Genomic DNA, 25,093 nt, shown 5'->3' with positions numbered 1-25,093 from the left:
GATCACGGCTCCACCGCGCCGTGGTCGTGGAACCAGGACCCGGACCTCCGGTTCCCGGCTCCGCGGGAAGTGGCCGCGGACCTGGCCCTCGATCCGGTGGTGTGGTCGATCGAGCGAGCGGACGCCGCGGAACGGCGTGCCACCGGGCCGGGCGGCCGGACCGCGACCGTCGTCGACCACGTCCTGGTAGTCCGGCGGATTCCGGAGCCCCCGCGATGAGCGCCAGGCGTAAACGTGACACCGGCCCGCCCGCGACGGGGCCCGGCGAGAAGGACGTACTCGCGGGCTTCCTCGACTATCTGCGCGCCTCCGTCGTGGCCAAGGCCGAAGGAGTGCCGGAAGCCCAGGCACGGGTCCCCGGCGTGCCGTCCGGGACGAACCTGCTCGGCCTGATCAGCCATCTGACCGCGGTGGAACGGCATTGGCTGCTCGGCGAGAAGGTCACCGACTGGAAAGCGACGTTCCACCCGGCTGCGGACGCCACGACCGCGACGGTTCTCGCCGCCTACCGGGAAACCATCGCCGAGACGAAGGCCGAGATCGCCTCCTGGGACGACCTCGCCGAAGCCGGCCTACGTTCGGCCTCGCGGCGATGGACGCTGACTCACCTGATCGAGGAAACCGCGCGGCACGCGGGACACGCCGACATCCTGCGCGAGCTGATCGACGGCTACACCGGACGCTGAACACCGAAACGGAGAACCACCCATGTTCCACCGGACCTTCCGGCGAACCGCCGCCGCGTTCGGCGCCGCCCTCATCCTGATGACGGCGGCGTGCGGAGCGGCCGCCGATTCGTCTCCCGCCTACGAGGACATCACCCGCGGCGACGCGGCTTTCGCGCAGCGGTTCCGTCATGAGTTCGCCGACGTCGACGGCGTGAAGATGCATTACGTCACCGGCGGCAGGGGCGCACCGCTCGTCCTGCTGCACGGCTGGCCGCAGACCTGGTACGGCTGGCACCGCGTCATGCCCGCGCTGGCCGAGCACTTCACGGTGTACGCCCTCGACCTGCCCGGCCTCGGCGACAGCACCGGCGCGCCGCCCAGCTACGACAAGGCCACTCTCGCCCGCTACGTGCACGGTCTCGTCGCCGGACGGCTCGGCCTGCGCGACGCCCGGATCGTCGGGCACGACCTCGGTGCCGCGGTCGCCTTCCAGTACGCCGCGCAGTTCCCCGGCGACCTGACCCGCCTCGCCTATCTCGACCTGCCGCTGCCGGGACCCGCGCTCGACGCGGCGGCCTACCGGAACCTGAGCTGGCATATCGCTTTCCATTCGCAGAAAACGGTTCCCGAAGCCGTCGTCGGTGACGACGTCCGCGAATACCTTTCCCTGTTCTACCCCCAGGTCGCGTACTCCGGGACGGCTTTCGGCGGCCCGGGAGCGTCGTCGCCCTTCGCCGAAGCCGAGATCGGCGAATACGCCCGCACCTACGGCAGGCCCGAGGTGCTGCACGGGGGATTCGAGCTCTACCGCACGCTCGGCCAGGACGTGACGGCGAACGTCGGGGCGAAACCGATCACCACCCCGACCCTGCTGATGACCGCTGAAGGCCTGCTCGAACCACAGAAGGCGACGCTCGCGCCCCGCGTCGCCAATCTCGCCCGCGCGGTCGAGGTGCCCCGGGCGGGACATTGGCTCGCCGAAGAAAACCCCGAGTTCGTGACCGCGGAATTGGTCGGCTTCCTGAAGGATTGAGACCACCCGGGTGAGTTTCGCCCGCCGGGCAAAGGGTATGCGTGGGCATGACCGACTACAGCCACACCGCCACGATCGAAATGCCGGCCGCCGAGTTGTTCGCCTTCCTGCGCGAGCCGCGCAATCTGCCGCGCTACTTTCCGCAAATGAGTCAGGCCGAACCCGAGGGCGGCGATGTCGTCCACGTGGAAGCCGACGTCCACGGTGAACATGTGGAGGGGGAAGCGTGGCTGAAGGTCGACGAAAAGAGCCGCTCATTGCGCTGGGGCGCCCAGGGGCCGCACGATTATCAGGGAGAGCTGGCGATCGAGGACGCCGGACCCGCGGCGTCTCGCCTGACGGTGACCCTGCACAGCGTCCGCGACGCCGACGACAAGGAGGTTCAGCGGGGGCTGGAGGAGACGGTCGCCGCGCTGGCGCATACGGCGGTCGCGGATTCCGATGTCGAGGCCGCCGAAGAAGAAGGCGGCTGGACCGGGCGCTGAAGACGACGATGGCGGGGAGCGGTCGCTCCCCGCCATCGCGCGGTGTGGGTCAGGACCGGGTCAGCGTGACCCCGTAGTTGTTCGCCGCGTCCACGACGGGCTGGTAGTACGAGTACGAACCGGTGGCGTTGGAGCCCTGGTTGTAGCCGCAGTCGTGTCCGTCGTTGGGGCCGCCGGAGGTCATCCCCTGCGCGGTGTTGCCCGCGATGTAGGCGCCGCCGCTGTCACCGCCTTCGGTGCAGACGGTCGACTTGGCCAGCCCCGTGGTGGCGACGCTTTCGCCGCTGTAGCGGACGGTCTGGTTGTACGCGGAGATCTTGCCGCAGGTCCAGCCGGTGGTGTTGCCCGCCTTGCACAGCGTGGTCCCGACCGGCGCCTTCGAGCTGCCGGTGATCCGGACCGTGGTGCCCTTGCGGGTGTCCACGTAGCCGCGGCCGGTGTCCTCGTCGTCGATGTCCATCAGGCCCATGTCGACCGACGGGAACTCGGTGGCGACGCCACGGCCGATGTGGACGCCGTCGCGGTTGAGGATGTCGGGATTCCCCTCGACGCAGTGTCCGGCGGTGAGCAGCACGTTGTCGCCGTCACTGGTGGTACCGGGGAAGCCGAGGGAGCAGTTCGTGCCGGGGTCGAGGTCCATGATCTGGCCGGGGATGACGTCGGCCTGCGTGGTGTTGCCGTTGGCGATTCCGGTTCGGACGGTCACACCGGACAGTGCCGAAAGCCGCCGGACGAGAGCGCGGTCGGCGTCGGGCGCCACGGTGACGACGACCTGGTCCGCCGCGAGTTCCGGGCCCCAGGACTGCACCTGGGTGACGTCGGCGCCGATGATGTCGCCGACGCGGGCGGACAAGGCGTCCAGCGCCTTTTCCCCGCGTACGGCGGTGCGCGGCGTCAGCCCGGCGGAGCGGAGGGCCTGCGCGGACCCGGCGTCGGAGGCGTTGACCACGAGCGCGCCCGCGTCGTCGAAGTACGCGCCGTCGGTGCGGAGGCCGCGTGCTCTGATGTTCTCCAGCGACGAGATCAGGTTCTTCTCATGGTCGAGCTTCTGCGCGGCCTGGAGCGGGCTGACCCGCAGCTGGGCGGCGAGGGTCTCGAGCATCGTCTGGTCGTAGGCGGTGGACGGCTGCGTGGGAGCGGCGGTGGCCGGGACGGCGAGGGCACCGATTCCGGCGCAGACACTCAAGAGAGTGAGCATGACGGGTCCGCGAATTCGCATGCGAATTTCCTTCGGTAAAGGAGGGGACGACGAACCGCCGGATATTCGGGAATGGCAGGGACCGGGCGGTTCATCTCGACGTGACGCACATTACGAGCGCCCGGCTAGTGCGTCGTAGCGCCGAAAGTAGGTTTCATGATCGAGGTCCTACTTTCGTATGCGGGAATTGCTTCGCGCATTCACTTCGCGCGAAAGTGTCATTGTCCGAAAAGTGTCAGCCGCGATTCAAGGTAGGTCTCCAGCGCGCCGGCGCCGGCGAGCAGGGCGCGGCCCCTGGCCGCGAGGCGGTCGTGCCAGTCGCGCAGCGCCGCTTCGAGCGGCACGACACCGCCCGCCGAGCGGACCTGCTCGATCAGTGGCGCGATCCGCTCCAGCGGGTAGCCGCCGCGCCTGAGCTGGCGGGTCAGCTTGGCGTCACGCACGTCGGCCGCGCTGTAGACGCGGTAGCCTGTCCGCGGATCACGCTCCGGCCGCAGGAGACCGGCGCGTTCCCATTTGCGCAGGGTGGCGGGCCGGACACCGAGTTTCCCGGCCAGCGGCCCGACGAACAGATCGCCGCGTTCCTGCGGCACGGGTTCGAGATCACGGAGCGCGGCGGTGACGGCCTGGAGGGTGCGGCGGTCGTCGAGCAGCTGGGCGTGACTCTCGTCGATGAGGCGGAACGCGTCTTCGATCGCGCCCCGGTTGACCGCCTCCATGATCGCTGTCGCCGTCGCATGGCCGTGTCCGGGGACGAGGGCGAGGAAAGCGCGGAGGGCTCGCGCGTGCACGGACGTGTAGGCACGGTATCCGTGGGGGCTGCGTTCGGCGGCGGGGAGGATGCCGTCCGCTTCGTAGTTGCGGACGGCCTGCGTGGACAACCCGTGCTCGCGCGCCAGGTCGACCGGCCGCAGCCGCTCGCGGTTTTGAAGGTTTCGCCCCACTGTCCTGCCATTGTCGCTGGAAGGTGCCAACCGACGGTTCAACGATACAGTCGAGGAAATGACGACGGACGGAAACCTGACGATCGAACTCGACCTCGCGGAGCTGCGCGAGATCACGGCCTTCGCCGTCGCTTGCGCGGAGCCGGCCTTGGCCCTTTTCGAACGTGACTTCGCGGAGGATCCACGCCCGCGTGCCGTACTCGAGGAAGCACGGGTGTTCGTGGCCGGCGGTAAGCGGACGAAGGCCTTGCGGGTGACCGCGCTGGACGCGCACCGGGCGGCGCGGATGGCACGGGAAGCGGGCCGTGAAGCCGCGTTCGAGGCGGCGCGCGCCGCCGGTCACGCGGGAGCGTCCGCGTACCTGCACCCACTGGCGAAAGCGACTCAGGTGCCGCACATCCTGGGAGCCGCCGCCGACGCCGCCCGCGCCTTCGAACTCGACGCGGACGGCGATCCGGACGTCGGCGCGCGCTACATCGAGAAGGCGAGAGAGCTCGCCGGCCCGGTCGTGGTGAACGTCCTGACGCGGTATCCGGACGCCCCGGGCGGCGGCGGCCGGGCGGGGGAACTGTTGCGGACGCTGGACATCTCGCTGCGGCGGCAGACGCGCTGAATCTGCTCACTCACGCGAGGATTCGGCCTTTCGCTCGTAGCGGGTGCGAGCCAGCCGGTAGGCGGTGTCGAGCAGTTCCCGGGTGGTCGCTTCGGTCTTCGGTCCGGGGTTCACCACGGCCAGCCAGCCCGCGGTTCCGTAGACGGGGTGGGCGATCACGGTGTCGACGACGGCGGCGTCGGTTTCGGCCGCTTCCCGGGGCGAGCGGCCGAGCCGCCGGGTGAACTCCTCCTTCCCGGCGTGGATGTTCACGCGGAAGGTGTCCGGCCGGTCGAGACGCGAGGTCTCGTCGCCGGGGTAGTTCTTGGTCACCACCGTCGCGAAGGGCTGGACGTTCGCCGGGACGACACCGTCGGGGGAGTAGTAGAAGAACGCGTCGCCCCAGCTGAGCTCCGGCCAGTCGTCGCCGGGCGCGGGGGCGAGGGTCAGGACGCCGTCGAGGTCCGACACGAAGCTGATGATCTCTTCGATGGTCATGTACTCAAGCGTCACATTAAAGTGCTTGTGGAGGGTTCGAAGCCGTTGTCCATGGAGTAAAGGTGCCAAGTCTCAACCCGGCTGGATTGCGTACCGCGACGATCGCGCACCGGGCGGGGTATTCCGTCCAGCAGGTGCGCAACCTGGAACGCGACGGCGTGCTCCCGCCGGCGGCGCGGACGACCTCGGGCTACCGGAGCTACGGGGAGATCCATCTCCAGTCCGCGTTGGCCTACCGTGCGCTCGCCGCCGGGGTGGGGCCGGTCGAGGCCAAGAGGATCGTCCGTGCCGCGCATCGGGAACCGGTCGCGCGGGTGCTGGCCCTCCTCGACGCGGCCCACGCCGCGCTCGACACCGAACGCGCGGAACTGCGGGAGGCCAGGGAAGTCGTCCGGGTGATCTCCGGCGAACCGATCGACGACGTACGCGGCTCGGACGCGATGAGCGTCTCCGAACTCGCGACGGCGCTCGGCCTGCGCCCCTCGACGTTGCGGCACTGGGACGCGGAACGGCTCGTCGTTCCCGGCCGCGACTCGCGGGGAACGCGGCGATACACCCCGGCGCAGGTGCGGGACGCGCGGATCGTGCACCAGCTACGGCTGGCCGGGTACCGTGTCGAGCCCCTGCGGGCGCTGATGCCGGAGCTACGGCGATCCCGGCGGCTGGAGGACGTCGCCGCCGCGCTGGCCGTCCGGGACGAGGCCATCACGGCTCGCTCGCGAGCCCTTTTCGACGGAACCGCCGCGCTTTCCGCCGTGTTGGCCTCTGATTCGGCCGCGGTCAGCGGGTGCAGCGCCAGAACACCGTCGCGTCATACGGTGAGAGGACGAGCTTGAAGTATTCCTCGCAGTCCGAGAAACCGGCTCGCTCCGCCTGACCCCGGGCGTCCTGACGGGCATAGAAGAGCGCGAGGCCGAAGTCGCTCGACCCGTGGCCGACGAATTCCCTGGTCTCCAGCGCGCTCGCGGAGGCCGGAGTGGTGAGCGTGCCCATGACGGTGGCCGCGCCGATCACGGCGAGCAATGTCTTCCTCATGATTACCACGCTAGAGCGAGATCGGTTCGCGGTTCGCCTGCTGGATGGGCGCTGACGCGGCCTCCATCCGTCGTAGGTGAGTTCGCACGACATGCGATCCGCGCGTGTGAAAACGGTTATCGTCGCGTCATGTCTTCTCGCAAGATAAGCACCCAGCGCGCCTTCGACGCCGCCGCAGCCGACTTCACCACGCTGGGACACCATCTGTGGGAACCGATCGGCGCGGCCACCGTGGCGGCCGCCGGGCTCCGTCAAGGAGCACGTGTTCTCGACGCCTGTTGTGGCACCGGGGCCTCGGCGATCCCGGCGGCGCACGCGGTCGGTGACGGCGGCGTGGTCGACGCGATCGACCTGTCCGGTCCGATGATCGACGAGTTGCGCCGGTTGTCGGCGGATTTGCCGCAGCTTCGCGCGCACCGAGCCGACGCGATGGAGTGGGACACCGACGGCTACGACGTCGTGCAGTCCGCGCTCGGCATCTTCTTCTTTCCCGACATGACGGCCGGTACCGAACGGCTGATCAGCCGGGCCCGCTCCGGCGGCCGGGTCGTGTTCACGATCTGGCGCGAGGGGGCGATGGCGACGGCGGGCCGCCACGTCGGCCGTGCCGTGGCCGCGGTGACCGAGTCCGCGCCGCAGCCGGAACGCGAGCCCGGCTTGATCGACCGGATCAATCAGCCGGACAGTTACGCCGACTGGCTTTCCGGCCGCGGTCTGTCCGATGTGGACGTCGAGGTCAACGAACTGCGGCTGACCATGACCCCGGAAGTGGCCTGGCTGGTCATCATCGGCTCCGGCTTCCGAGGCGCGCTGGCCGACCTCGAACCCGGTGTCGTCGAGAAGGTGCGTGAGCGCTACCTCGAATCCCTGCGCGCCGACGGCGTGACCGAACTCGACGCCACCACCCTGATCGGCTCCGGCACCGTTCGCTGACAAACCGCCTGAAACGACTGAAACAGACTAGGTCCGCTGCGGGCGATCAAGCTGATGCGGCGTGCCGGATCAGCGCCGCCAGGTGGAGTCCGGCATGCTGTGCCCGAACGTGAAGGTCGGGGAGGAATGGTATGTCCGAGGTTCCAGAACACGCTGTGCCGGAACGGGTGGACAGCCCGGTCCGGCAGGCCGCGCCGTCGGGCAAGGTCGGCCGGTGGCTGATGGAGCACCGGGTCCAGCCCGTCGGCCCGGAAAGCCATGACGAGCACACCACCCCGCAGTCGTGGTGGAAGGTCATGTGCCTCACCGGGGTGGACTACTTCTCCACGCTGTCGTACCTCCCCGGCATCGCCGCGCTGGCCGCGGGCGCGCTTTCGCCGCTGGCGACGTTGCTGATCGTCGCGCTCACCCTGCTCGGCATGCTGCCGATGTACCGGCGGGTGGCGAAGGAGAGCCCGCACGGCCAAGGGTCGGTCGCGATGCTGGAACACCTGCTGCCGTTCTGGCGCGGCAAACTCTTCGTGCTGGTGCTGCTGGGGTTCGTCGCGACCTCGTGGATCATCACCATCACCCTGTCCTCGGCCGACGCCACCGTGCACGCGCTGGAGAACCCGATCGCCCCGTCGTTCCTGCACGGGCACGAGGTACTGATCACGGTGATCCTGCTGCTGATCCTCGGCGGGGTGTTCCTGCTCGGGTTCAGCGAGGCGGTCGGGGTCGCGATCCCGCTGGTCGCGATCTTCCTGCTGCTGAACGCGGTCGTGGTGGTCGCCGGCGTCGGCGAGGTGTTCACCGAACCCGGCGCCCTGGACCGCTGGCTGGACGCGTTGACCTCCGGCGGCGGCGGGATCGGCGGTGTCGTCGGCCCGGCGATCCTCGCGTTCCCCTTGCTGGTGCTCGGTTTGTCCGGGTTCGAGACCGGCGTGAGCATGATGCCGCTGGTGGCTGCCAAGGGCGAGAACGCCGAGCAGAAACTGGCGGACCGCATCCGCAACACCCGCAAACTGCTCACCGTCGCCGCGCTGATCATGTCGGTGTACCTGATCGCGACCAGCTTCGTGACCACGGTCCTGATCCCGGCGGAGAAGTTCCAGCCGGGCGGTGAGGCGAACGGCCGCGCGCTGGCGTACCTCGCCCATGAGCTGCTGGGCGAAGTGGTCGGCACCGCCTACGACATCAGCAGCATCCTGATCCTCTGGTTCGCCGGGGCGTCGGCGATGGCCGGGCTGATCAACATCGTGCCGCGGTACCTGCCCGCTTACGGGATGGCGCCGGACTGGGCCAGGGCCGTCCGCCCGGTGGTGCTGGTCTACACCGCGATCTGCGTCCTGGTCACGATCATCTTCAACGCCGACGTCAACGCACAGGCCGGGGCGTACGCCACCGGGATCCTCGCGATGATGGTGTCGGCTTCGGTCGCCGTGGCCATCTCCGCGGCGAAAAGGCGGCAGCGCAAGGCCGCGATCGCCTTCGCCGTCCTGACGCTGATCCTCATCTACGCCCTGGTGGAGAACGTCATCGAGAAACCGGACGGGCTCACGATCTCCGCGTTCTTCATTCTCGGGATCATCGTGGTGTCGCTGGTTTCCCGGGTCAGCCGGACCACCGAACTGCGCGTCGAGCACATCGAGTTCGACGAACCCGCCCGCCGGTTCATCACCGAATCGATCGAACACGACAACGCGCTGACCATCATCGCGAACCGTCGTCAGGCCGGGGACGCGGACGAATACCGGGCGAAGGAGGCCGAGCAGCGCGGCATGAACCCGGTGCCCGGCGCCGCCGACGTCCTCTTCCTCGAGATCGACGTCATCGACCCGTCCGGGTTCAGTGACGTGCTGAAGGTCCGCGGTGTCGAAGTCGAGGGGTTCCGGGTGCTGCGCGCGGAAAGTCCCGCGGCGCCGAACGCGATCGCCGCGATCCTGCTCGCCCTGCGGGACAACACCGGTGTGCGGCCGCAGTGCCATTTCGAGTGGAGTGAGGGCAATCCGCTCGGGCACCTGTTCCGCTACCTGATTCTCGGTCGCGGCGACACCGCCCCGGTGGTCCGCGAAATCATCCGCACCAGCGAACGCGACCCGGCCCGGCGACCCGGCATCCACGTCGGCTGACCCTCGCCTCCCTCGCGTTTAGTCCGCTGAATGCGGTCTTTGCGCCCTGCAACTACCGCGTCCAGAGGACTGAACGCGGGCGGTGGCGGATTTCGGTGTACATTCGTTCACTCAAACCGGGTGAACGGCGGGAACAGGTGCGACCAGTCAAGGACTCCTCTGCTCGGGAGCGTGGCCAAGGGCCGTTCGGCTCGTGGCTGCTCGGCCCGCTGTACCAGGACGTGGCCGTGTTGCGTCGTCGCGTCCAAGGCCTGCTCACCGGGACGCTGATCGCGACCAACGTCATCGGCGCGCTGATCGTGGTGGGGCTGGCCGCCCTGCTCATGCCCGCGCCCGGGATGTCCGGCGAGCTGGTCCGGGTCACCGCGATCGCGGTGCCCGTGTACGTGGTCTCCGCGGTCGTCGTCGGCGCGCTGTGGGGCACCCGCGGCGCGCTGCGGACGTTGCGCTGGGCGGGCGACGGCCGGACGCCGACCGAAGCGGAGCGTGTCGCGAGCCTGCGGGTCCCTTTGCGCCTGACGCTGGTCCAAGCGGTCCTGTGGGGCGTCGCGACGGTGGTGTTCGGCGCGCTGGCCGCGCTGGTGCAGCCGAAGGTCGTGCTGACCGAACTGCTCGTCGTCGCGTTCGCCGGCGTGGTCGTCTGCGCGATCGCGTATCTGGCGGGCGAGTTCATCCTGCGGCCGTACGCGGCCTTGGCCTTGGCGGGCACCGCACCCGCGCGGCCGCTCAGCGGTGGGGTGAACTTGCGCATGTTGCTGTTCTGGTGCCTCGGCACCGGGGTTCCGGTGGCCGGGCTGGTGGTCACGGCGATCCTGGCCTGGGTGCGCGGCGACGTGTCGACCACGAAGCTCGCCGTCTCTGTCATCGCGCTCGGCATGGTGGTGCTGTGCTTCGGCCTGCTGGTGACCGTGTTCACCGCCCGCGCCGTGGTGAACCCGATCCGGTCGGTGCAGCACGCCTTGGGCCGGGTGCGGGCAGGCGACTTCGCCGTGGAGATCCCGGTCTACGACGGCACCGAACTCGGCCTGCTGCAAGCGGGCTTCAACGGGATGGCCGCCGGACTCGCCGAACGCGAACGTTTGCGCGACCTGTTCGGCAGGCATGTCGGCGAGGAGGTCGCGATCGAGGCGATGCGTACGTCGGCCGAACTCGGTGGCACGGTGCGGACGGTGTCGGTGCTGTTCGTCGATCTGATCGGCTCGACCACGCTGGCCGCGAGCCGCCCGCCCGAAGAGGTCGTCGGACTGCTCAACCGGTTCTTCGCGGTGGTGGTCGACGAGGTCGACCGCAACCACGGGCTGGTCAACAAGTTCGTCGGTGACGCCGCGCTCGCGATCTTCGGCGCGCCGGTGCGCTTGGCGGACCACGCGACCCTCGCGCTGTCGACCGGCAGGGCGATCGGGCGCAGGCTGGCGGCGGAGGTCCCGGAATGCCCGGCCGGGATCGGGGTGGCGACGGGCGAGGTGGTCGCGGGGAACGTCGGCGACCCACGGCGGTTCGAGTACACGGTGATCGGCGACCCGGTCAACGAGGCCGCCCGGCTGACCGAGCTGGCGAAGAACGTCGAAGCCAGGTTGCTCGCTTCGTGGACGGCGATCGAGTCGGCGTCCGAAGACGAGGCCGCGCACTGGAAGGCGACCGAGGACGTCACCCTGCGAGGCCGCACCCGGCCCACCACACTGGCGACACCGAAGTCCTGAACTTCGGCGCCGTGCCGGATTCACAGCCTTTGTGAACGGGTCGTGAATCTTGCGCGAAGGCCAGTGTCGCTTCAGCCCGGGTGCTGTGAACGATCACAGCGTTTCCCTTGTGCCCGATGAGGCCGTTGTCCCCGGAATCGGGACAGCGCACGGTGATCTCCCCATCCCCGTGTCAAAGGAGACATCTGTGAAGAGCCTATCGAGGGCCGCGCTGGCGACCGGAGCCGCCGTCTTCGCGCTGACCATGGTGCCCGCCGCCGCTCTCGCACAGCCGGACGGCGCCGGCGACCGGCCCAGCGGTCTGATCAAGACCCAGACCCACACTCAAGTGCGCGAGGTCGCACCGGTGGCGGGGACCGCGACCACGGTCGCCGCGTCGGCCGCCTCCAAGCAGCTGAACTACACCCAGCAGGTCCAGCAGTACAACCAGTGGTGCTGGGCCGCGGACGGTTCGAGTATCGAGCAGTCGCAGGGTGGAACCGCCAGCCAGGCCCAGTTCTGCGCCGCGGGCAAGGGAACGTCGGCCGGGTATTGCCCGAATCAGGCGGCCCAGATCTACGAGATCGTCCGCGGTTTCCGGGGCACCGGCTTCTCCGCGCAGGACGCGGGCGGACCGATCGGCTTCAGCTCGGTCGTCAGCCAGATCGACTCCGGAATCCTGAACCTGACGGGGATCTACTGGACCTCGGGCGGCGGCCACGCCGAGGTGATCTACGGCTACGACTCGACGAACCAGTCGATCATGGTCGGTGACCCGTGGCCGTCGTACCAGCGCTACCAGACCTGGAACTACAACCAGTACCGGAGCAACGGTCAGTTCCGCTGGAACGACACCATCGTCAACATCCGGAAGGGCTGAGCCGCGGTCATGAACAGGATCTGCCGGAAGTTCTCCGGTTGTCTCGCGGTGGCCGTCGCGATACTCCTGCCCGCCACACTGCCAGCCGCGGCGAGCGAGGGAGTCGTCCCGCCCTCGGACGGCGATCTCGCGGCGGCCGTGCGGGTCGCCGGGCAGCCGGACGCGATCGGTCTCGCGAGATCGAACTTCCGGCAGGTCGACCATATCGAACCGCGACAGATCACGATGGCGGACAAGGGTTTCCCGGTCTACAGCCTCAATCCCGACTTCGTCAGGGGGCTGGCCGGGGCACCGGCTGGCGTGCTGAGATCCGTCGCCGTCACGGCCACCGCGGATTCCGGCCAGAAGGCCACGCTGCAGGCGATGCCGGAAGGCCGGGGAACGTGGGTCGCGGCGAGCGTGTTCTCCGGGAACGACGAAGAGACCTTGAGCGCGCGGCTGCGCCCCGGTTCGGTCCTGCTCAACGAGCCCCAGATCAACGGCTGGTACGAACTGAGCGTGGACGGCGTGGTGCTCCTGCAGGCGAGTCTGCCGCAGTCACCGGTGGGGAAGTTCGTCCCGCTTTCCGAATACCAGCGGGCGGTGCACGACCGCTACGCGGACAAGCTGCCGGGATCGGACTATCAGCGCAATCGTGGGATCGGCTTCGCGCAAGGGGGTTCCGCGCCGGTGGAAAGCGGCCTGCCGGTCGCGGTCGTGGCAGGCCTGATCGCCGCCGGTGTCACCGGGCTGGGCGCCGTGGTGTTCGTGGTGCGCCGGAGGCGCCGGCTCACTCCCAGATGAGGTCGATCCCCGCGATCCCGACGTCGAGACCCTCGAAGTAGGCGCTGACCGAAGCACCCTGGCCCGGATGCAGTGGCTCGCTGACCACGGGAGCCAGTTCTTCACGCTCGCGTACGGTTTTGACGCATCTGGCCGGAATCGCGCCGGCGTCGAAACGCAACCGAAGCAGGTACGCCGACATACGAGACCGCACTGTCCGGTGAAAGCAGGTCGAACGAACGGACGCGGCCAGCCGCAGAGTGAACGCGAAGGTATGGGTTTCCCCTTCGGCCAAGCCACGGTCGAAGAGAAGCTCGAACACCATCCCCGGCGACGAAGTACTTCGGCGCACTCTGCCTTTCCGGCAGCCGTCGGCGGCGAAGACCGTGGTGGCCTCCATATCGGTGCCGGGTTCGTCCTGGTGGGTCACCACGAAGCCGTCCGCGCCGGACTCCCGCGCCCGCACCACCATGGTCGAGCTGATCTCCGCGATCCGCCCTTGCGCGGTCATGGTCAGCACGTCGAAGACAGTGACGACATCGAGCTTCGCGTTCACCGCCGCACCGGGGGATTCGCTCAGCTCGTCCAGCAGGGTGCAGGTTTCGGTCCAGCTCTGCCGCAGTTCCGTCAGCGACGGCCTGCGGTCGCTTTCACCGGGACGGCGTTGCGGGCCGATCAGGACGATCAGGCTGTCCGGGGCGAGGCCCAGCACCGCTTCGAGTGCGCGGACGACGTCGAGCGAGCGCGGCGTCGACGGATGCCGGAGTCCGCGTTGCCAATAGCTCAACGTCGACTCGGCCACGGAAACGCCGCGTGCCGCCAGATGCGCCCGGATACGGGACAAGGACAGTCCGCGATGATCCACCGCTTCGGAAAGCGCGCGGGAGAAAGGACCGAACCTGACCGTGCTCGCCGTGCCGGGTTCCTTGCGTTGCTGGTACATGGGCACCCCCCACCACGCCGGGTTGGCGCACAGCATGCGCAGTCCGGCGGCGGACGGCAACCGTCTAAGGTCGAAAACCGGACTTTCTTCCCCCTCAGGCGAACTCGAGCCGCAGGCTTTCGAGACCGCGCAGCGTCACCTGCTTGACCCAGACCGGATCAGCGATCGGCTGGAAAGCGCGGCCTGTGCCGAGGAGCGCCTCGAAGACGGAGCGGCCTTCCAGCCGTGCCAACGGGGCGCCGAGGCAGAAGTGGATGCCTTGTCCCAGCGCGAGATGCCTCGGCGAGGAGCGGTCGATGTCGAAGCGGTCCGGGTCTTCGTGCGTGCGGGGATCGCGGTTGGCCGCGCCCAGCAGCACGACCGTCTGCGCGCCGGCGCCGACGGACTCGCCGCCAACGGTCGCGTCCCGTAAGGCGGTGCGCGTGGTCAGCTGGACGGGGGAGTCGTAGCGGAGTATCTCTTCGACCGCGTTCGGGATCTTCGACCGATCCTCGGCCAGTGCCCGCGACTGGGCGGGATTCCTCAGCAGCGCGAGGATCCCGTTGCCGATGAGGTTGGTCGTCGTCTCGTGCCCGGCGACCAGCAGGAGCATCGCGGTGATCACCAGTTCGCCCTCGCTGAGCCGGTCGCCCTCGTCGGACACCGACACCAGATCGGAGAACAGGTCGCCGGTCGGCCGTTCGCGCCGTTCCTTCGCCAGATCACGGAAATAGGCGACGAACTCGCGCCGGGCGGCGATCGCCGCGGCGACCGTTTCGTCCGTGATCAGGAAGGACGGGTCGAGCGCCCGTCCCATCGCGTGCGACCACCCTTCGAACCGGTCACGGTCGGCCAATGGCACGCCGAGCATCTCGCTGATGACGGTGACCGGGAGCGGTCTCGCGATCTCGTCCATCAGGTCGAACTCGCCCATTTCGAGCGCTTTCGCGACCAGTTCCTTCGACAGCTCTTCGATTCTCGGCGCGAGCTGCTCGACCATCCTCGGGGTGAACGCCTTGGAGACCAGCCGCCGCAGCCGCGTGTGATCGGGCGGGTCGAGACCGAGGAAGGAGCGGATCACCCGGCCCTGCTCGTCCACCGGCTCGTTCTCGTGCGGGTTCGGCAGCACCTCGGGTTCGGGGTGGCCGAACGCGGGGTTCCGCAGCAGCGCGGTCGCTTCCTCGAACCCGCTCACCACGAAGAACCGGTCGTTCAGCTTCAGCACCGGTCCGCGATCGAACATCTGACGGTAGAACGGGTACGGGTCGGCCCTGGTCTCCGGGGTGAGGAGGTTCTCCAGCATGATCCGATCCTATGGTGTTCGAGTGACTGTCGACGCGATGATCGAAGACCTCAGGACGCTCGTCGAAATCGAGTCCCCCTCGGGGGACATCGAGGCTTTGACGGCGTCGGCCGAAGCGGTGGCCGCCCTCATCGGAAAGCGCCTCGGCGGAACGGCGACCTTGGTGGAAAGCGCCGCGGGGCCCCATGTCCGGTGGTCCGGCGGTGGCGAACCACGGGTGCTGATCCTCGGGCACCACGACACCGTGTTCCCGATCGGGACGCTGGAACGCCGCCCGTTCGCGGTGGCCGACGGCCGGGTGACCGGGCCCGGCGTGTTCGACATGCTCGGCGGACTGGTGCAGGCGATCCACGGCCTGGCGGCGCTCGACGACCTGACCGGCGTCGAGATCCTGGTCACGGCGGACGAGGAGACGGGCTCGCACGAGTCCAGGACGCTCATCGAGGAACGGGCGCGCGCGTGCGGTGCGGTGCTCGTGTTCGAAGGCGCGGCCGACGGGGGAGGCCTCAAGATCGGCCGCAAAGGCTGCGGCACGTTCAAGGTGGTCGTCAAGGGCCGGGCGTCGCATGCCGGCCTCGAACCCGAAGTCGGCGTGAACGCGCTGACCGAAGCCGCGCACCAGGTGCTGGACATCGTGGCGATCGGCAGGCCCGAAAGCGGCACGACCGTCACCCCGACGGTGGCGAGCGCGGGGACCGGGAGCAACGTCGTCCCCGCCGAGGCGACCGTCGTCGTGGACGTCCGTGTCGAGTCAGCCGCCGAAAAGGACCGCGTCGAGACGGCGTTCGCCGCGCTGACCCCGCGCCTCGACGGCGCGGAGATCACGGTGCTGGGCGGGATCCACCGGCCTCCGATGCCCGAGTCCGCCGCCGCGAGCCTGTTCGCCGTGGCCACGGGCCTATTGCCCGGAGCCGACGGCGTCGCGGTCGGCGGTGGCAGTGACGGCAACTTCACCGCCGCGCTCGGCATCCCGACCCTCGACGGCCTGGGCGCGGTCGGGGGCGGCGCCCACGCGGACCACGAATACCTGCTGGTCGATTCGATGGTGGAGCGGGCGGATCTGGTCACCGGTCTGGTGCGGGCGATCCGGAGCTGAGCGGCCGGGTAGCCGTGAAGGCCTCCTTCCCTACCGTGAGGGCAGGGTCCCGGCAAAGTCGAGGTAGAGCTTGATCAACGGAAGATCAGGGACGCTCAACGTCCCTGATCTTCCGTTGATCAAGGGCGAGCCGAGGTAGGGCAGGCCTGATTCTGGATGCCGCGGGGCTACAGGTGCGGTTTCGGAGGAATGGCGTGAGTGGCGATTCGGGTGAGGGCCACTGGTGTCTTAGGTACCTGCCATCGGGCGACACGCGTGATCCGGCGGAGGGCACGCGTGAGTGAACGGAGAACACACGTGTCCAGCCGGACGACACCCGACGAAACCTGCCGCTCCGGCGTGTCATCCATCCAGTCACACGTGTCCTCCGTCTGATCACACGCGCCATCCATCCAGCCACGCGAAACCACCGACTCGGCCCTTCGCGAAACCGTGCAAGATGCCCAAATCGGGCATTTTGTCTCGGAAAGTGACCCTTATGGACAGTCCGGACCCGGGTGAGGCCCCTTGCGTGGGCCCGCTCCCGCCGTGTCCACCACGACGCGTTCGTCTTGTCCCGCTATAGAGGTGCAGCCGACCAGCACTTATGCAACTTCGCCGGGACCCTGCCTTGAGAGTAGGGAAGGAGGCCTTCACGGACGTCACCTCACGCGACGGCCGTGCCCTCGAGCTCCACCATCAGGGACGGGATCGCCAGCCGGGTCACCCCGAGCATCGTGGTGGTCGGTGCCACGCCGGCGGCGCCCAGCCGCGACGCCAGCACGCCGTAGTGCTGGAAAAGCAGGTCGACGTCGGTGGTGTAAACGCTGAGCCGGACGAGGTTCCCCAGGCCCATGCCTGCCTCGCCGAGAACGGCCTCCAGGTTGTCGATGCTCAGCGCCAGCTGTGCCGCCATGTCCCCGGCATGCTGGGGCTCACCTTCGCCGCTCATCGCGGTCTGCCCGGAGCAATACAGGGTCCGGGTCTCCCCGGTGACGATCTCGCCCTGGTGGTAGCCCATCGCCACCGACCACGGCCACGGGTTGACCGCCGTTCGTTCCATTGCCACTTGTGCTCCATTCGTTTTCAGCTGCAGCGGAAGCCTCCCAACGAATCACGACATCCTGTGTCGTGTATTCCGCTAGGGTTTCCGAATGCGTGCCGACCGGTTGGTCTCGCTGGTCCTGCTGCTGCGACGGCGCGGCCGGCTGTCCGCGGCCACGCTCGCCCGCGAACTGGAGGTCTCCACCCGCACCGTGCTGCGCGACATCGACGCGCTGTCCGTGGCAGGTGTACCGGTGTACGCAGAACGCGGCAGGCACGGCGGGTTCGCGTTGTTGCCCGGGTTCCAGACCGAGCTCACCGGCCTGAATCACGACGAGGCCCTCGCCCTGCTGATCGCCGGATCGAGGCGTGGCGCGCAGGCGTTCGGTCTCGGTTCGGCGCTCGCTTCGGCCATGCTCAAGGTGGTCGACGCGCTTCCCGAAAGCCACCGTGATACCGCGGTCGGCGTGGCCGAACGCTTGCTCATCGACCCGGAGACAGACCTGCTCACCCGCCGCGTGGCCGCCGAGGAAGTGCCCGACGCCGTCGTTGGCGAGATCCGGCGCGCGGTGTTCGCCGGACACAAGCTGCGTATCCATTACGCGGCGACAGGTCAGCCGCCGCGGTGGCGCACGGTGGATCCGATCGGCATGGTCACCGTGCGCGAGCAGGGCTACCTGCTGGCCACGAGATCCGGCGCGGATCGCACCTACCGGCTGTCCCGGGTCTCGGCGGCCGAGGAACTCGACGAACCCGCGGAGCGACCGGACCGGATCGATCTGGACCGGGCCTGGCGGGAGCGCGGGACCCGGTTCCGGACCGGCGGTGACCAGATCGCCGTGCTGGCCCGGATCGACCCGGCGCGGCGGGAGGAGTTGCTGGACACCGCGCTGGCCGTGCGTTCCGAAGAGGTCGACGCGGACGGCCGGCTGCGGCTGGAGGTGACCTTCCAGGACGCGCGGCACGCCGAATGGGCGCTGTGGCAGCTCGGCGCGAGCGCGGAAGCACTCGCTCCGCAGTCGTTGCGTACCGCACTGCGCGACCGCGCCACTGCCCTCGCCGCGCGCTACGGCGCGCCACCCGACCGCTAAAGGCCAGTTCTTGCCCGATTTCGGGCAAGAACTGGCCTTTCGGTCTCCCGCTGTGCATGATGGGGACCGTGGAGGACGCGGAGCTCGTCGAGCAGGTGGCCTTGTCGACGGGTCTGTCGACGGCCATCGCCGCACGCGTCGTCGAGGACGTCCTGGCGTTCTACCGGCAGCCGGTCGAACAGTACGTCCGGACGAGGCACACCCAGTTGCAGGCCGAGGGCAGGAAGAATCCCGAGATCTTCCCGCTGATCGCCGGAGAACTGGGCCGTCGGCTCGTCGCGCCTCCCGACCTGTCCGAGCGGCAGTTACGCCGCATCGTCTACGGCTGACGGAGCACGCCGCGAGGCCTGGGCCTGCGCGGGAAACCGTCCCTTTTTCTTTGTGAGGTTGACTCGTCATGTGCGGAATCGTCGGCTACATCGGCGGCCAGAACGCCGCCCCGATCCTGATCGAGGGGCTGACGCGGCTGGAGTATCGCGGTTACGACTCGGCCGGGATCTCGGTACTGGGCGGCAAAGGCGCCCAGGTGCACCGGATCGTGGGGCGCGTGCGGAATCTGACCGCGGCCCTGCCGAAGCGGCTCGGGGGCAAGGTCGGCATCGGGCATACGAGGTGGGCGACGCACGGTCCGGCGACCGAGGCGAACGCGCACCCGCACGTCTCCGAGGACGGCCGGATCTCCGTGGTGCACAACGGGATCATCGACAACGCCGTCAGCCTGCGCGAGCAGCTCGGCCAGGCCGGGGTGAAGCTGACCTCCGAGACCGACACCGAGGTGCTCGCCCATCTCATCGCGCGGTCGGACGCGAAGACCCTCGAAGACGCGGTCGTCGAAGCTGTTTCCCGGATCACCGGGACCTACGCGATCGCGGTGACCGACACCGAGCACCCCGACCGCGTCGTGGTCGCGCGGAACGGCTCGCCGTTGATCATCGGCGTCGGTGACCGGGAGATGTTCGTGGCCAGCGACCTCTCCGCGCTGGTCCGCCACACCTCGCAGGTCGTGCACCTCGACGACGGCGAGTTCGCCAGTGTCTCGGCCACGGGTTACCGCACCTTCACCGTCGACGAAAGCGACACCGGCAAGGCCGCGACCGCGATCGACATCAAGGCCGACGACCTCGACCTCGCCGGGCACCAGCACTACATGTACAAGGAGATCCAGGAGCAGTCGGAGTCCCTGGAGCGGATGATCCGCGGCCGTCTCGACGACCGGTTCGGGGTGTCCCGTTTGGACGGTCTGAACCTGACTCCTCGTGACCTGCGCGGATTCGCCAGGGTGAAGATCCTCGGTTGCGGCTCGGCGTATTACGCCGGCCAGATCGGCGCGACCATGATCGAGGAGCTGGCGCGGGTCCCGGCCGACGCCGAGGCCGCGTCGGAATTCCGTTACCGCAACCCCATCATCGAAGCGGACACCCTCTACATCGCGGTCAGCCAGTCCGGCGAGACCGCCGACACCGCCTTCGCCGTCGAAGAGGTCAAGCGCAAGGGCGGCCGGGTGGTCGGTCTGGTCAACGTCGTCGGCTCGACGATCGCGCGGGCCTGCGAGGGTGGCCTGTACCTGCACGCCGGTCCCGAGATCGCGGTCGCCTCGACCAAGGCGCTCACCAATATGGCCGTCGGGTTCGCGATGATCGCGCTGGCGCTGGGCCGGGTCCGCGATCTGTCCAACGCGGACGGACAGCGGATCGTCGCGGCGATCCGGGCCCTGCCCCGGCAGGTCGCGGAAATCGTGGCGGCGGAAGAGGAGATCGCCGGGCACGCCAAGACGTGCGCGGACGCGCGGAGCCTGTTCTTCGTCGGCCGGGTCCGTGGCTTCCCGGTGGCCCGGGAAGGCGCGCAGAAGTTCAAGGAGATCTCGTACCGGCACGCCGAGGCCTACCAGACCTCGGAACTCAAGCACGGCCCGCTCGCGCTGATCGACGACTCGGTGCCGACGGTCGCCATCGTGCCGTTCGACGACCTCGCCGACCGGAACCTCGCCGCGGTGCAGCAGATCAAGGCCCGCAAGGGTCCGGTACTGGCGATCACGCACGACGACGTGGACTTCGGCGAACTCGACGTGCCGCGGTTCGTGGTCCCGCGTTCGGAGCCGGAACTCGACCCGATCCTGCTCACGATCCCGCTGCAGCTGCTGGCCTACCACGCTGCGTTGATCCTCGGCCACGACATCGACAAGCCGCGGAACCTCGCGAAATCCGTCACCGTGGAGTGACCCCGGCTCGGCGGCCGAAAATTTCTCCGGATTTTTTCCGCGATGATGTCGAATGGCGTCGAGCCCGTTCGTAGCCAAGGTGAGAGACCGGCACCGGGCCGGTCACCGCTCACCGGAGGCCACGATGTCCATCGCCACCACCGCTCCCGCGAAATCCCTGCTCATCGGCGGTTCGACCGCCGCGGTAGTCGCCGCCGTGGCGACCGCGGCGGTCGCCGCCGCCGGTGATGTCGCCGGGATCAGCCTCGCCGTCGGCGGCGCGCCGATCCCGGTGCCGGGGTTCGCCGTGCTGACCGTCGTCTTCTCCATGGTCGGCCTGGTGCTGGCTTTGATACTGGCTCGCTCGGTCCGCCGTCCCCGCCTGGTCTTCGTGCGGACCACGGTCGTGCTCGCCGCGCTTTCCCTGGTACCGGACGTGCTCGCGGACGCCGCCACGGCCACGAAACTCCTGCTGATGTTGACTCATGTGGTCGCGGCCGCGATCGTCATCCCGGTCATCGCCCGCCGCCTGTCCGCCTGATCACGCCGTTCCCGAGGGAGCCAGCCATGAGGCAGTACCTGCTCGCCGTCCAGTTCGACGAAAGCGCGCCGCCGGAACCCGAGGAGGAGGTGCGGGCGATGATGGCCAGGACGGGCAAGGTCACCGACGAGATGAAGGCCGCCGGCTCCTGGGTGTTCGTCGGCGGCCTGCAGCACTCGGACGCTTCGACGGTCATCCACCCCGCCAACGGGCAGACCACGATCACCGACGGGCCGTTCGCCGAGACGAAGGAACAGCTCGGCGGGTTCTGGGTGATCCAGGTCGAAGACCTCGACCAGGCGCTGGCTTGGGCCGAGAAATGCGCACTGGCCTGCGGGCAGCCGATCGAGGTACGGCCGTTCGACGACGGGTCGCGTCGGCGCTGATGGATCTGGACAGCGTCTACCGGGCGGAATACGGCCGTTGTGTGGCCACGTTGACGCGTGTCCTCGGTGACATCGGGCTCGCCGAGGAGGCCGTGCAGGACGCGTTCGCGGTGGCCGTGCGGAAATGGGACGAGGCGCCGCCCAATCCCGGCGCGTGGATCGTGACCACCGCCCGCAACCGGGCGATCGACCGGCTCCGGCGGGAGTCCACCAGGGAAGCCCGGCACGCGCAAGCGTTGCTGCTGCACCAATCCGACGAGCCGGAGGAGGTGGGACCGGTGCGCGACGACCAGCTCCGCATGATCTTCACCTGCTGCCACCCGGCGCTTTCGCCGCTCGCGCAAACCGCGTTGACCCTTCGCCTGATCGGCGGGCTGGAGGTGGCGGAGATCGCGCGGGCGTACCTCGTCCCGGAGGCGACCGTCGCCCAGCGGATCGTCCGCGCGAAGAAGAAGATCCGCGACGCGGGCATTCCGTACCGGGTGCCCGGAGACGCCGCACTCCCCGACCGGCTGACCTCCGTCCTGACCGTGCTCTACCTCGTCTTCAACGAGGGCTACACGTCGACGTCGGGGGAGCTGCTGCGGACGGATCTGTGCCTGGAAGCGGTACGCCTCGCCAGAGCGCTCGCCGAGCTGATGCCCGACGAGCCGGAGGTGATCGGTCTGCTGGCGCTGCTCCTGCTCACCGAAGCCCGCCGCTCCGCGCGGGTGGGACCGTCGGGGGAGCTGGTCGTGCTCGCGGAGCAGGACCGGTCCTTGTGGAACCGGGAGCTGATCGCCGAGGGGCACGACCTGGTGCGCCGATGTCTGCGCCGTGACCGGCCGGGGCCGTACCAGATACAGGCCGCGATCAACGCGGTCCACACGGACGGGCAGGCGACCGACTGGGCGCAGGTGCTCGCGCTCTACGACCAGCTCCTGCGCTTCAGCCCGTCGCCGATCGTCGCGCTCAACCGCGCGGTCGCCGTCGCCGAGGTGCACGGTCCGGCGGCGGCGCTGGCGGCCGTCGACGAGCTGGACCTTCCGGGCTACCACCTGTTGCCTGCCACTCGTGCGGACCTGCTCGCCCGCCTCGGCCGGACCGCCGACGCCGTCGCCGCCTACGACGAGGCGATCGCCTTGGTCACCAACGACACCGAACGAACCTTCCTGCAGACCCGGCGCGCGAGTCTCGGGTGGCGAGTTCCGTGAAGGCCTCCTTCCCTACCCTGAGAGTCAGGGTCCCGGCAAAGTCGAGATCTTGCAGGTCAGGCGACTATTCCTACACAGTCGAAGGGTCGCATGCACCGGGTGGCGTGGGGTCGTGAGTGATAATGAGGCTTATTGAGGGGTAACCCAAAGGTGGCGAGCCTGGGGGCTGATTCGGTGTTGCGGGGAACCGGGAACCGGACCGCGGCGCGAAACCGCGCAAGTCACCCAAACCGGGCACGTTCTACTCGAAAAGTGTCCCTTATGGACAGTCGCGAGTCTCGGGTGGCGAGTTCCGTGAAGGCCTCCTTCCCTACCCTGAGAGTGGGGAAGGAGGCCTTCACGGAGCTGCCTCATGGGAACCACGACTGGAGGAGGTGCCCGGTTGAGGCGACGGGGCGAACGGCTCGCCGGATATCTGATGACCGCGCCGTTCTACGTCCTGTTCGGCGTTTTCGGCCTGTTCCCCCTGCTGTACACCGCTTGGGTGGCGCTGCACCACTGGCATCTGGTCAACGGTGACACCGGGTTCGCCGGTCTCGACAACTTCGCCGTCCTGCTGCGGGACCCGAACTTCTACAACGCGCTCTTCAACACGGTCAGCATCTTCGTCCTCGCGACCGTCCCGCAACTGCTGGCCGCGCTCGGCCTCGCCGCGCTGCTCGATCGCCCGCTGCGCGCGCGGACCCTGTGGCGGGCGAGTGTGCTGTTGCCCAACGTCGTCTCGGTCGTGGCGGTGGCGCTGGTGTTCGGCCAGCTCTTCGCCGAGGACTACGGCGTCGTCAACTGGGCACTGGGACTGGTGGGCCTCGACCCGGTGGAGTGGCACACGGATCGGTTCGCCTCGCATATCGCGGTGAGCACGATGGTGATGTGGCGCTGGACCGGCTACAACGCGCTGCTCTACCTCGCGGCCATGCAGTCGGTGCCGCAGGAGCGTTACGACGCCGCCATGCTCGACGGCGCCTCGCGCTGGCGGAGCTTCTGGTCGATCACCGTGCCCGCGATCCGGCCCACCATCGCCTTCACCGTGGTGGTCTCGACCATCGCCGGGCTGCAGCTGTTCGCCGAGCCGCAGTTGTTCGACGACACCGGGGTCGCCGGGACGGGCGGCGCGGACCGACAGTTCCAGACGCTTGCGATGTACTTGTACGAGAAGGGGATCGGCCAGTTCGACGCCGGATACGCGGCCGCCATCGCGTGGCTGCTCTTCCTGTTCTCGGCCGGATTCGCGCTGGTCAACTTCTCGCTGGTGCGCCGCGTCCGGGGCGGTGAGTGATCGTGGCGGGGAGGGAACGGACCGGCTTCGTCGTCTACGGGTCGCTGCTCGCCGTCGGCGTCGCGTCCCTTTTCCCGTTGTACTGGTCGTTCGTGGTGTCCTCAAAGGACAATTCCGCGCTCGGCGAGACCACCCCGCCGTTGGTACCCGGCGGCAACCTTTTCGCGAACGTGCGCCGGGTCTTCGACACCGTCGACTTCTGGCTGGCGATGCAGAACTCGCTGATCGTCGCCGGCACGGTGACCGTGTCGAACGTGCTGCTGTCCAGTATGGCCGGATTCGCCTTCGCCCGGCTGCGTTTTCCCGGCCGTGACTCGCTTTTCCTGGTCGTCATCGGCACGGCCATGGTGCCGGCGCAACTCGGTGTCATCCCCCTTTACCTCGTGGTCGGCGAACTGGGCTGGTACGGGCGGCTGGAGGCGGTGATCGTGCCGGGACTGGTCGGCGCGTTCAGCGTCTTCTGGATGCGGCAGGCGTGCGAGGAGGCGATCCCGGCCGAACTGCTCGACGCCGGACGCGTCGACGGCTGTTCGCCGATGCGACTGTTCTGGAGCGTCGCCCTGCCCGCCGTCCGCCCCCAGGCCGCCGTGCTCGCCATGCTGACGTTCATGACCGCCTGGAACGACTTCTTCTGGCCGCTGATCGTGCTCGACCCCAACGAACACCCGACCGTCCAGGTGGCACTGTCCCGGCTGGCCAGCGGCTACTTCACCGACTACTCGCTCATGCTGACCGCGGCCACGCTCGGCGTGCTGCCCGTCATCGTGCTGTTCATCGTCCTGGCCAGGAAGGTGGTCGACGGCGTCATGCGGGGCGCGCTACGAGGGTGAAAGCCAATGCCGGGGGACCTGGATGGGCGCTATTGAGGCGAAAGTCAAAAGTGTCGTCTCGGGTGTCAAGTCCGTGAGGGCCTCCTTCCCTACTTTGAGGGTCAGGGTCGCGGCAAAGTCACGTGAGTTGCTGGTCGGCACTGTTCTTGGTGGTCTGGATGTGGCATCGCCCCTGAACCTCTGTTGATCAAGCTTCGCAACCGGGTGCGGCCTGCGCCATGACCAAGAGGTTCCCGACCTGCAGCATCCCGACTTTGCCGGGACCCTGCTTTGATGGTAGGGAAGGAGGCCTTCACGGACCCACGTGGCCGCAAGCAGAGGACTAAGAGCCTGTCTGTGATCCCGATGGTGGGTATGGGTCGGGCCTCTGCTAGTGATCTAGACACCACATCATGATCACGACCAGCAGAGGCCCGA

At 68.7% G+C, this 25,093-nt stretch carries 26 protein-coding genes and 1 pseudogene; 20 read left to right on the top strand and 7 right to left on the bottom strand.

Annotated features, from left to right (window positions below):
* From ACZ7KI_RS42195 to ACZ7KI_RS42180, 4 genes and pseudogenes are all read left to right on the top strand, one after another.
* Positions 1-219: pseudogene (locus ACZ7KI_RS42195) on the top strand (SAM-dependent methyltransferase); the annotation flags it as partial.
* Positions 216-686 (top strand): DinB family protein, encoded by a 471-nt coding sequence (locus ACZ7KI_RS42190; protein WP_470278614.1) that lies wholly within the window; start codon positions 216-218, stop codon positions 684-686. The pseudogene ACZ7KI_RS42195 and the gene ACZ7KI_RS42190, both read left to right, overlap by 4 nt.
* 22 nt (positions 687-708) lie before the next feature.
* Entirely contained in the window at positions 709-1,701 is a 993-nt protein-coding gene (locus tag ACZ7KI_RS42185) for an alpha/beta fold hydrolase (protein ID WP_470278613.1), read from the top strand.
* Between the two features lie 47 nt (positions 1,702-1,748).
* Positions 1,749-2,186, top strand: a complete 438-nt coding sequence (locus ACZ7KI_RS42180) for an SRPBCC family protein (RefSeq protein WP_470278612.1) — start codon at positions 1,749-1,751, stop codon at positions 2,184-2,186.
* A gap of 49 nt (positions 2,187-2,235) precedes the next feature.
* On the opposite strand, the gene ACZ7KI_RS42175 is transcribed toward ACZ7KI_RS42180, so the two are convergent.
* Positions 2,236-3,405, bottom strand: coding sequence for a S1 family peptidase (locus ACZ7KI_RS42175; protein ID WP_470278611.1), 1,170 nt, complete (start codon positions 3,403-3,405; stop codon positions 2,236-2,238).
* 197 nt (positions 3,406-3,602) lie between these two features.
* Positions 3,603-4,328: a TioE family transcriptional regulator gene (locus ACZ7KI_RS42170; RefSeq protein ID WP_470278610.1), complete on the bottom strand. Its 726-nt coding sequence runs from the start codon at positions 4,326-4,328 to the stop codon at positions 3,603-3,605.
* 58 nt (positions 4,329-4,386) lie between these two features.
* Between ACZ7KI_RS42170 and ACZ7KI_RS42165 the strand changes: the two genes are divergently transcribed.
* On the top strand, positions 4,387-4,941 hold the full coding sequence (locus ACZ7KI_RS42165; protein WP_470278609.1) for a putative immunity protein: 555 nt from the start codon (positions 4,387-4,389) through the stop codon (positions 4,939-4,941).
* 6 nt (positions 4,942-4,947) lie between these two features.
* Here the strand turns inward: ACZ7KI_RS42165 and ACZ7KI_RS42160 are convergent, their stop codons facing one another.
* Positions 4,948-5,418: a DUF6194 family protein gene (locus tag ACZ7KI_RS42160; protein ID WP_470278608.1), complete on the bottom strand. Its 471-nt coding sequence runs from the start codon at positions 5,416-5,418 to the stop codon at positions 4,948-4,950.
* Between the two features lie 62 nt (positions 5,419-5,480).
* On the opposite strand from ACZ7KI_RS42160, the gene ACZ7KI_RS42155 reads away from it, so the two are divergent.
* Entirely contained in the window at positions 5,481-6,254 is a 774-nt protein-coding gene (locus tag ACZ7KI_RS42155; protein ID WP_470278607.1) for a MerR family transcriptional regulator, read from the top strand.
* On the opposite strand, the gene ACZ7KI_RS42150 is transcribed toward ACZ7KI_RS42155, so the two are convergent.
* Positions 6,199-6,453 (bottom strand): hypothetical protein, encoded by a 255-nt coding sequence (locus ACZ7KI_RS42150; protein WP_470278606.1) that lies wholly within the window; start codon positions 6,451-6,453, stop codon positions 6,199-6,201. The genes ACZ7KI_RS42155 and ACZ7KI_RS42150 overlap by 56 nt on opposite strands.
* A 129-nt stretch (positions 6,454-6,582) precedes the next feature.
* On the opposite strand from ACZ7KI_RS42150, the gene ACZ7KI_RS42145 reads away from it, so the two are divergent.
* From ACZ7KI_RS42145 to ACZ7KI_RS42125, 5 genes are all read left to right on the top strand, one after another.
* Entirely contained in the window at positions 6,583-7,386 is an 804-nt protein-coding gene (locus ACZ7KI_RS42145) for a class I SAM-dependent methyltransferase (protein ID WP_470278605.1), read from the top strand.
* Positions 7,387-7,517: 131 nt separating this feature from the next.
* Positions 7,518-9,497 carry an APC family permease gene (locus ACZ7KI_RS42140; RefSeq protein WP_470278604.1) on the top strand — a complete coding sequence of 660 codons (1,980 nt, stop codon included), beginning with the start codon at positions 7,518-7,520 and terminating at the stop codon, positions 9,495-9,497.
* Positions 9,498-9,634: 137 nt separating this feature from the next.
* Positions 9,635-11,197 carry an adenylate/guanylate cyclase domain-containing protein gene (locus ACZ7KI_RS42135; RefSeq protein WP_470278603.1) on the top strand — a complete coding sequence of 521 codons (1,563 nt, stop codon included), beginning with the start codon at positions 9,635-9,637 and terminating at the stop codon, positions 11,195-11,197.
* 187 nt (positions 11,198-11,384) lie between these two features.
* Positions 11,385-12,056: a papain-like cysteine protease family protein gene (locus ACZ7KI_RS42130; protein ID WP_470278602.1), complete on the top strand. Its 672-nt coding sequence runs from the start codon at positions 11,385-11,387 to the stop codon at positions 12,054-12,056.
* Positions 12,057-12,065: 9 nt separating this feature from the next.
* On the top strand, positions 12,066-12,839 hold the full coding sequence (locus ACZ7KI_RS42125; RefSeq protein WP_470278601.1) for a hypothetical protein: 774 nt from the start codon (positions 12,066-12,068) through the stop codon (positions 12,837-12,839).
* On the opposite strand, the gene ACZ7KI_RS42120 is transcribed toward ACZ7KI_RS42125, so the two are convergent.
* Positions 12,826-13,821, bottom strand: a complete 996-nt coding sequence (locus ACZ7KI_RS42120; RefSeq protein WP_470278600.1) for a helix-turn-helix domain-containing protein — start codon at positions 13,819-13,821, stop codon at positions 12,826-12,828. The two genes, ACZ7KI_RS42125 and ACZ7KI_RS42120, sit on opposite strands and share 14 nt — an antisense overlap.
* Positions 13,822-13,855: 34 nt before the next feature.
* Positions 13,856-15,043 (bottom strand): cytochrome P450, encoded by a 1,188-nt coding sequence (locus ACZ7KI_RS42115; RefSeq protein ID WP_470278599.1) that lies wholly within the window; start codon positions 15,041-15,043, stop codon positions 13,856-13,858.
* 22 nt (positions 15,044-15,065) lie between these two features.
* Between ACZ7KI_RS42115 and ACZ7KI_RS42110 the strand changes: the two genes are divergently transcribed.
* Positions 15,066-16,139, top strand: a complete 1,074-nt coding sequence (locus ACZ7KI_RS42110) for a M20 family metallopeptidase (protein ID WP_470278598.1) — start codon at positions 15,066-15,068, stop codon at positions 16,137-16,139.
* A 646-nt stretch (positions 16,140-16,785) separates the two neighbouring features.
* Here the strand turns inward: ACZ7KI_RS42110 and ACZ7KI_RS42105 are convergent.
* Entirely contained in the window at positions 16,786-17,181 is a 396-nt protein-coding gene (locus ACZ7KI_RS42105; RefSeq protein ID WP_470278615.1) for a RidA family protein, read from the bottom strand.
* Positions 17,182-17,272: 91 nt separating this feature from the next.
* On the opposite strand from ACZ7KI_RS42105, the gene ACZ7KI_RS42100 reads away from it, so the two are divergent.
* The 8 genes from ACZ7KI_RS42100 (at position 17,273) to ACZ7KI_RS42065 (ending at position 24,676) form a co-directional block, all read left to right on the top strand.
* Complete coding sequence (locus ACZ7KI_RS42100) at positions 17,273-18,253, top strand: helix-turn-helix transcriptional regulator (protein WP_470278597.1); 981 nt, start codon at positions 17,273-17,275, stop codon at positions 18,251-18,253.
* Positions 18,254-18,309: 56 nt separating this feature from the next.
* Complete coding sequence (locus ACZ7KI_RS42095; RefSeq protein ID WP_470278596.1) at positions 18,310-18,582, top strand: hypothetical protein; 273 nt, start codon at positions 18,310-18,312, stop codon at positions 18,580-18,582.
* Between the two features lie 68 nt (positions 18,583-18,650).
* Complete coding sequence (glmS, locus tag ACZ7KI_RS42090; RefSeq protein WP_470278595.1) at positions 18,651-20,471, top strand: glutamine--fructose-6-phosphate transaminase (isomerizing); 1,821 nt, start codon at positions 18,651-18,653, stop codon at positions 20,469-20,471.
* A gap of 124 nt (positions 20,472-20,595) precedes the next feature.
* Positions 20,596-20,991 (top strand): DUF6069 family protein, encoded by a 396-nt coding sequence (locus ACZ7KI_RS42085; RefSeq protein ID WP_470278594.1) that lies wholly within the window; start codon positions 20,596-20,598, stop codon positions 20,989-20,991.
* 26 nt (positions 20,992-21,017) lie between these two features.
* Positions 21,018-21,377: a YciI family protein gene (locus ACZ7KI_RS42080; protein WP_470278593.1), complete on the top strand. Its 360-nt coding sequence runs from the start codon at positions 21,018-21,020 to the stop codon at positions 21,375-21,377.
* Positions 21,377-22,570: an RNA polymerase sigma factor gene (locus ACZ7KI_RS42075; RefSeq protein WP_470278592.1), complete on the top strand. Its 1,194-nt coding sequence runs from the start codon at positions 21,377-21,379 to the stop codon at positions 22,568-22,570. Before ACZ7KI_RS42080 ends, ACZ7KI_RS42075 begins: the two co-directional genes overlap by 1 nt.
* Before the next feature lie 382 nt (positions 22,571-22,952).
* Positions 22,953-23,846: a carbohydrate ABC transporter permease gene (locus ACZ7KI_RS42070; RefSeq protein ID WP_470278591.1), complete on the top strand. Its 894-nt coding sequence runs from the start codon at positions 22,953-22,955 to the stop codon at positions 23,844-23,846.
* Positions 23,847-23,848: 2 nt separating this feature from the next.
* Positions 23,849-24,676 (top strand): carbohydrate ABC transporter permease, encoded by an 828-nt coding sequence (locus ACZ7KI_RS42065; RefSeq protein WP_470278590.1) that lies wholly within the window; start codon positions 23,849-23,851, stop codon positions 24,674-24,676.
* The last annotated feature ends 417 nt before the right edge of the window (positions 24,677-25,093 follow it).

It is taken from the genome of Amycolatopsis sp. NPDC039088, from assembly GCF_055598845.1.
The sequence above is the reverse complement of the archived record's forward strand: the minus strand, read 5'-3'. Positions and strand labels throughout refer to the sequence as shown.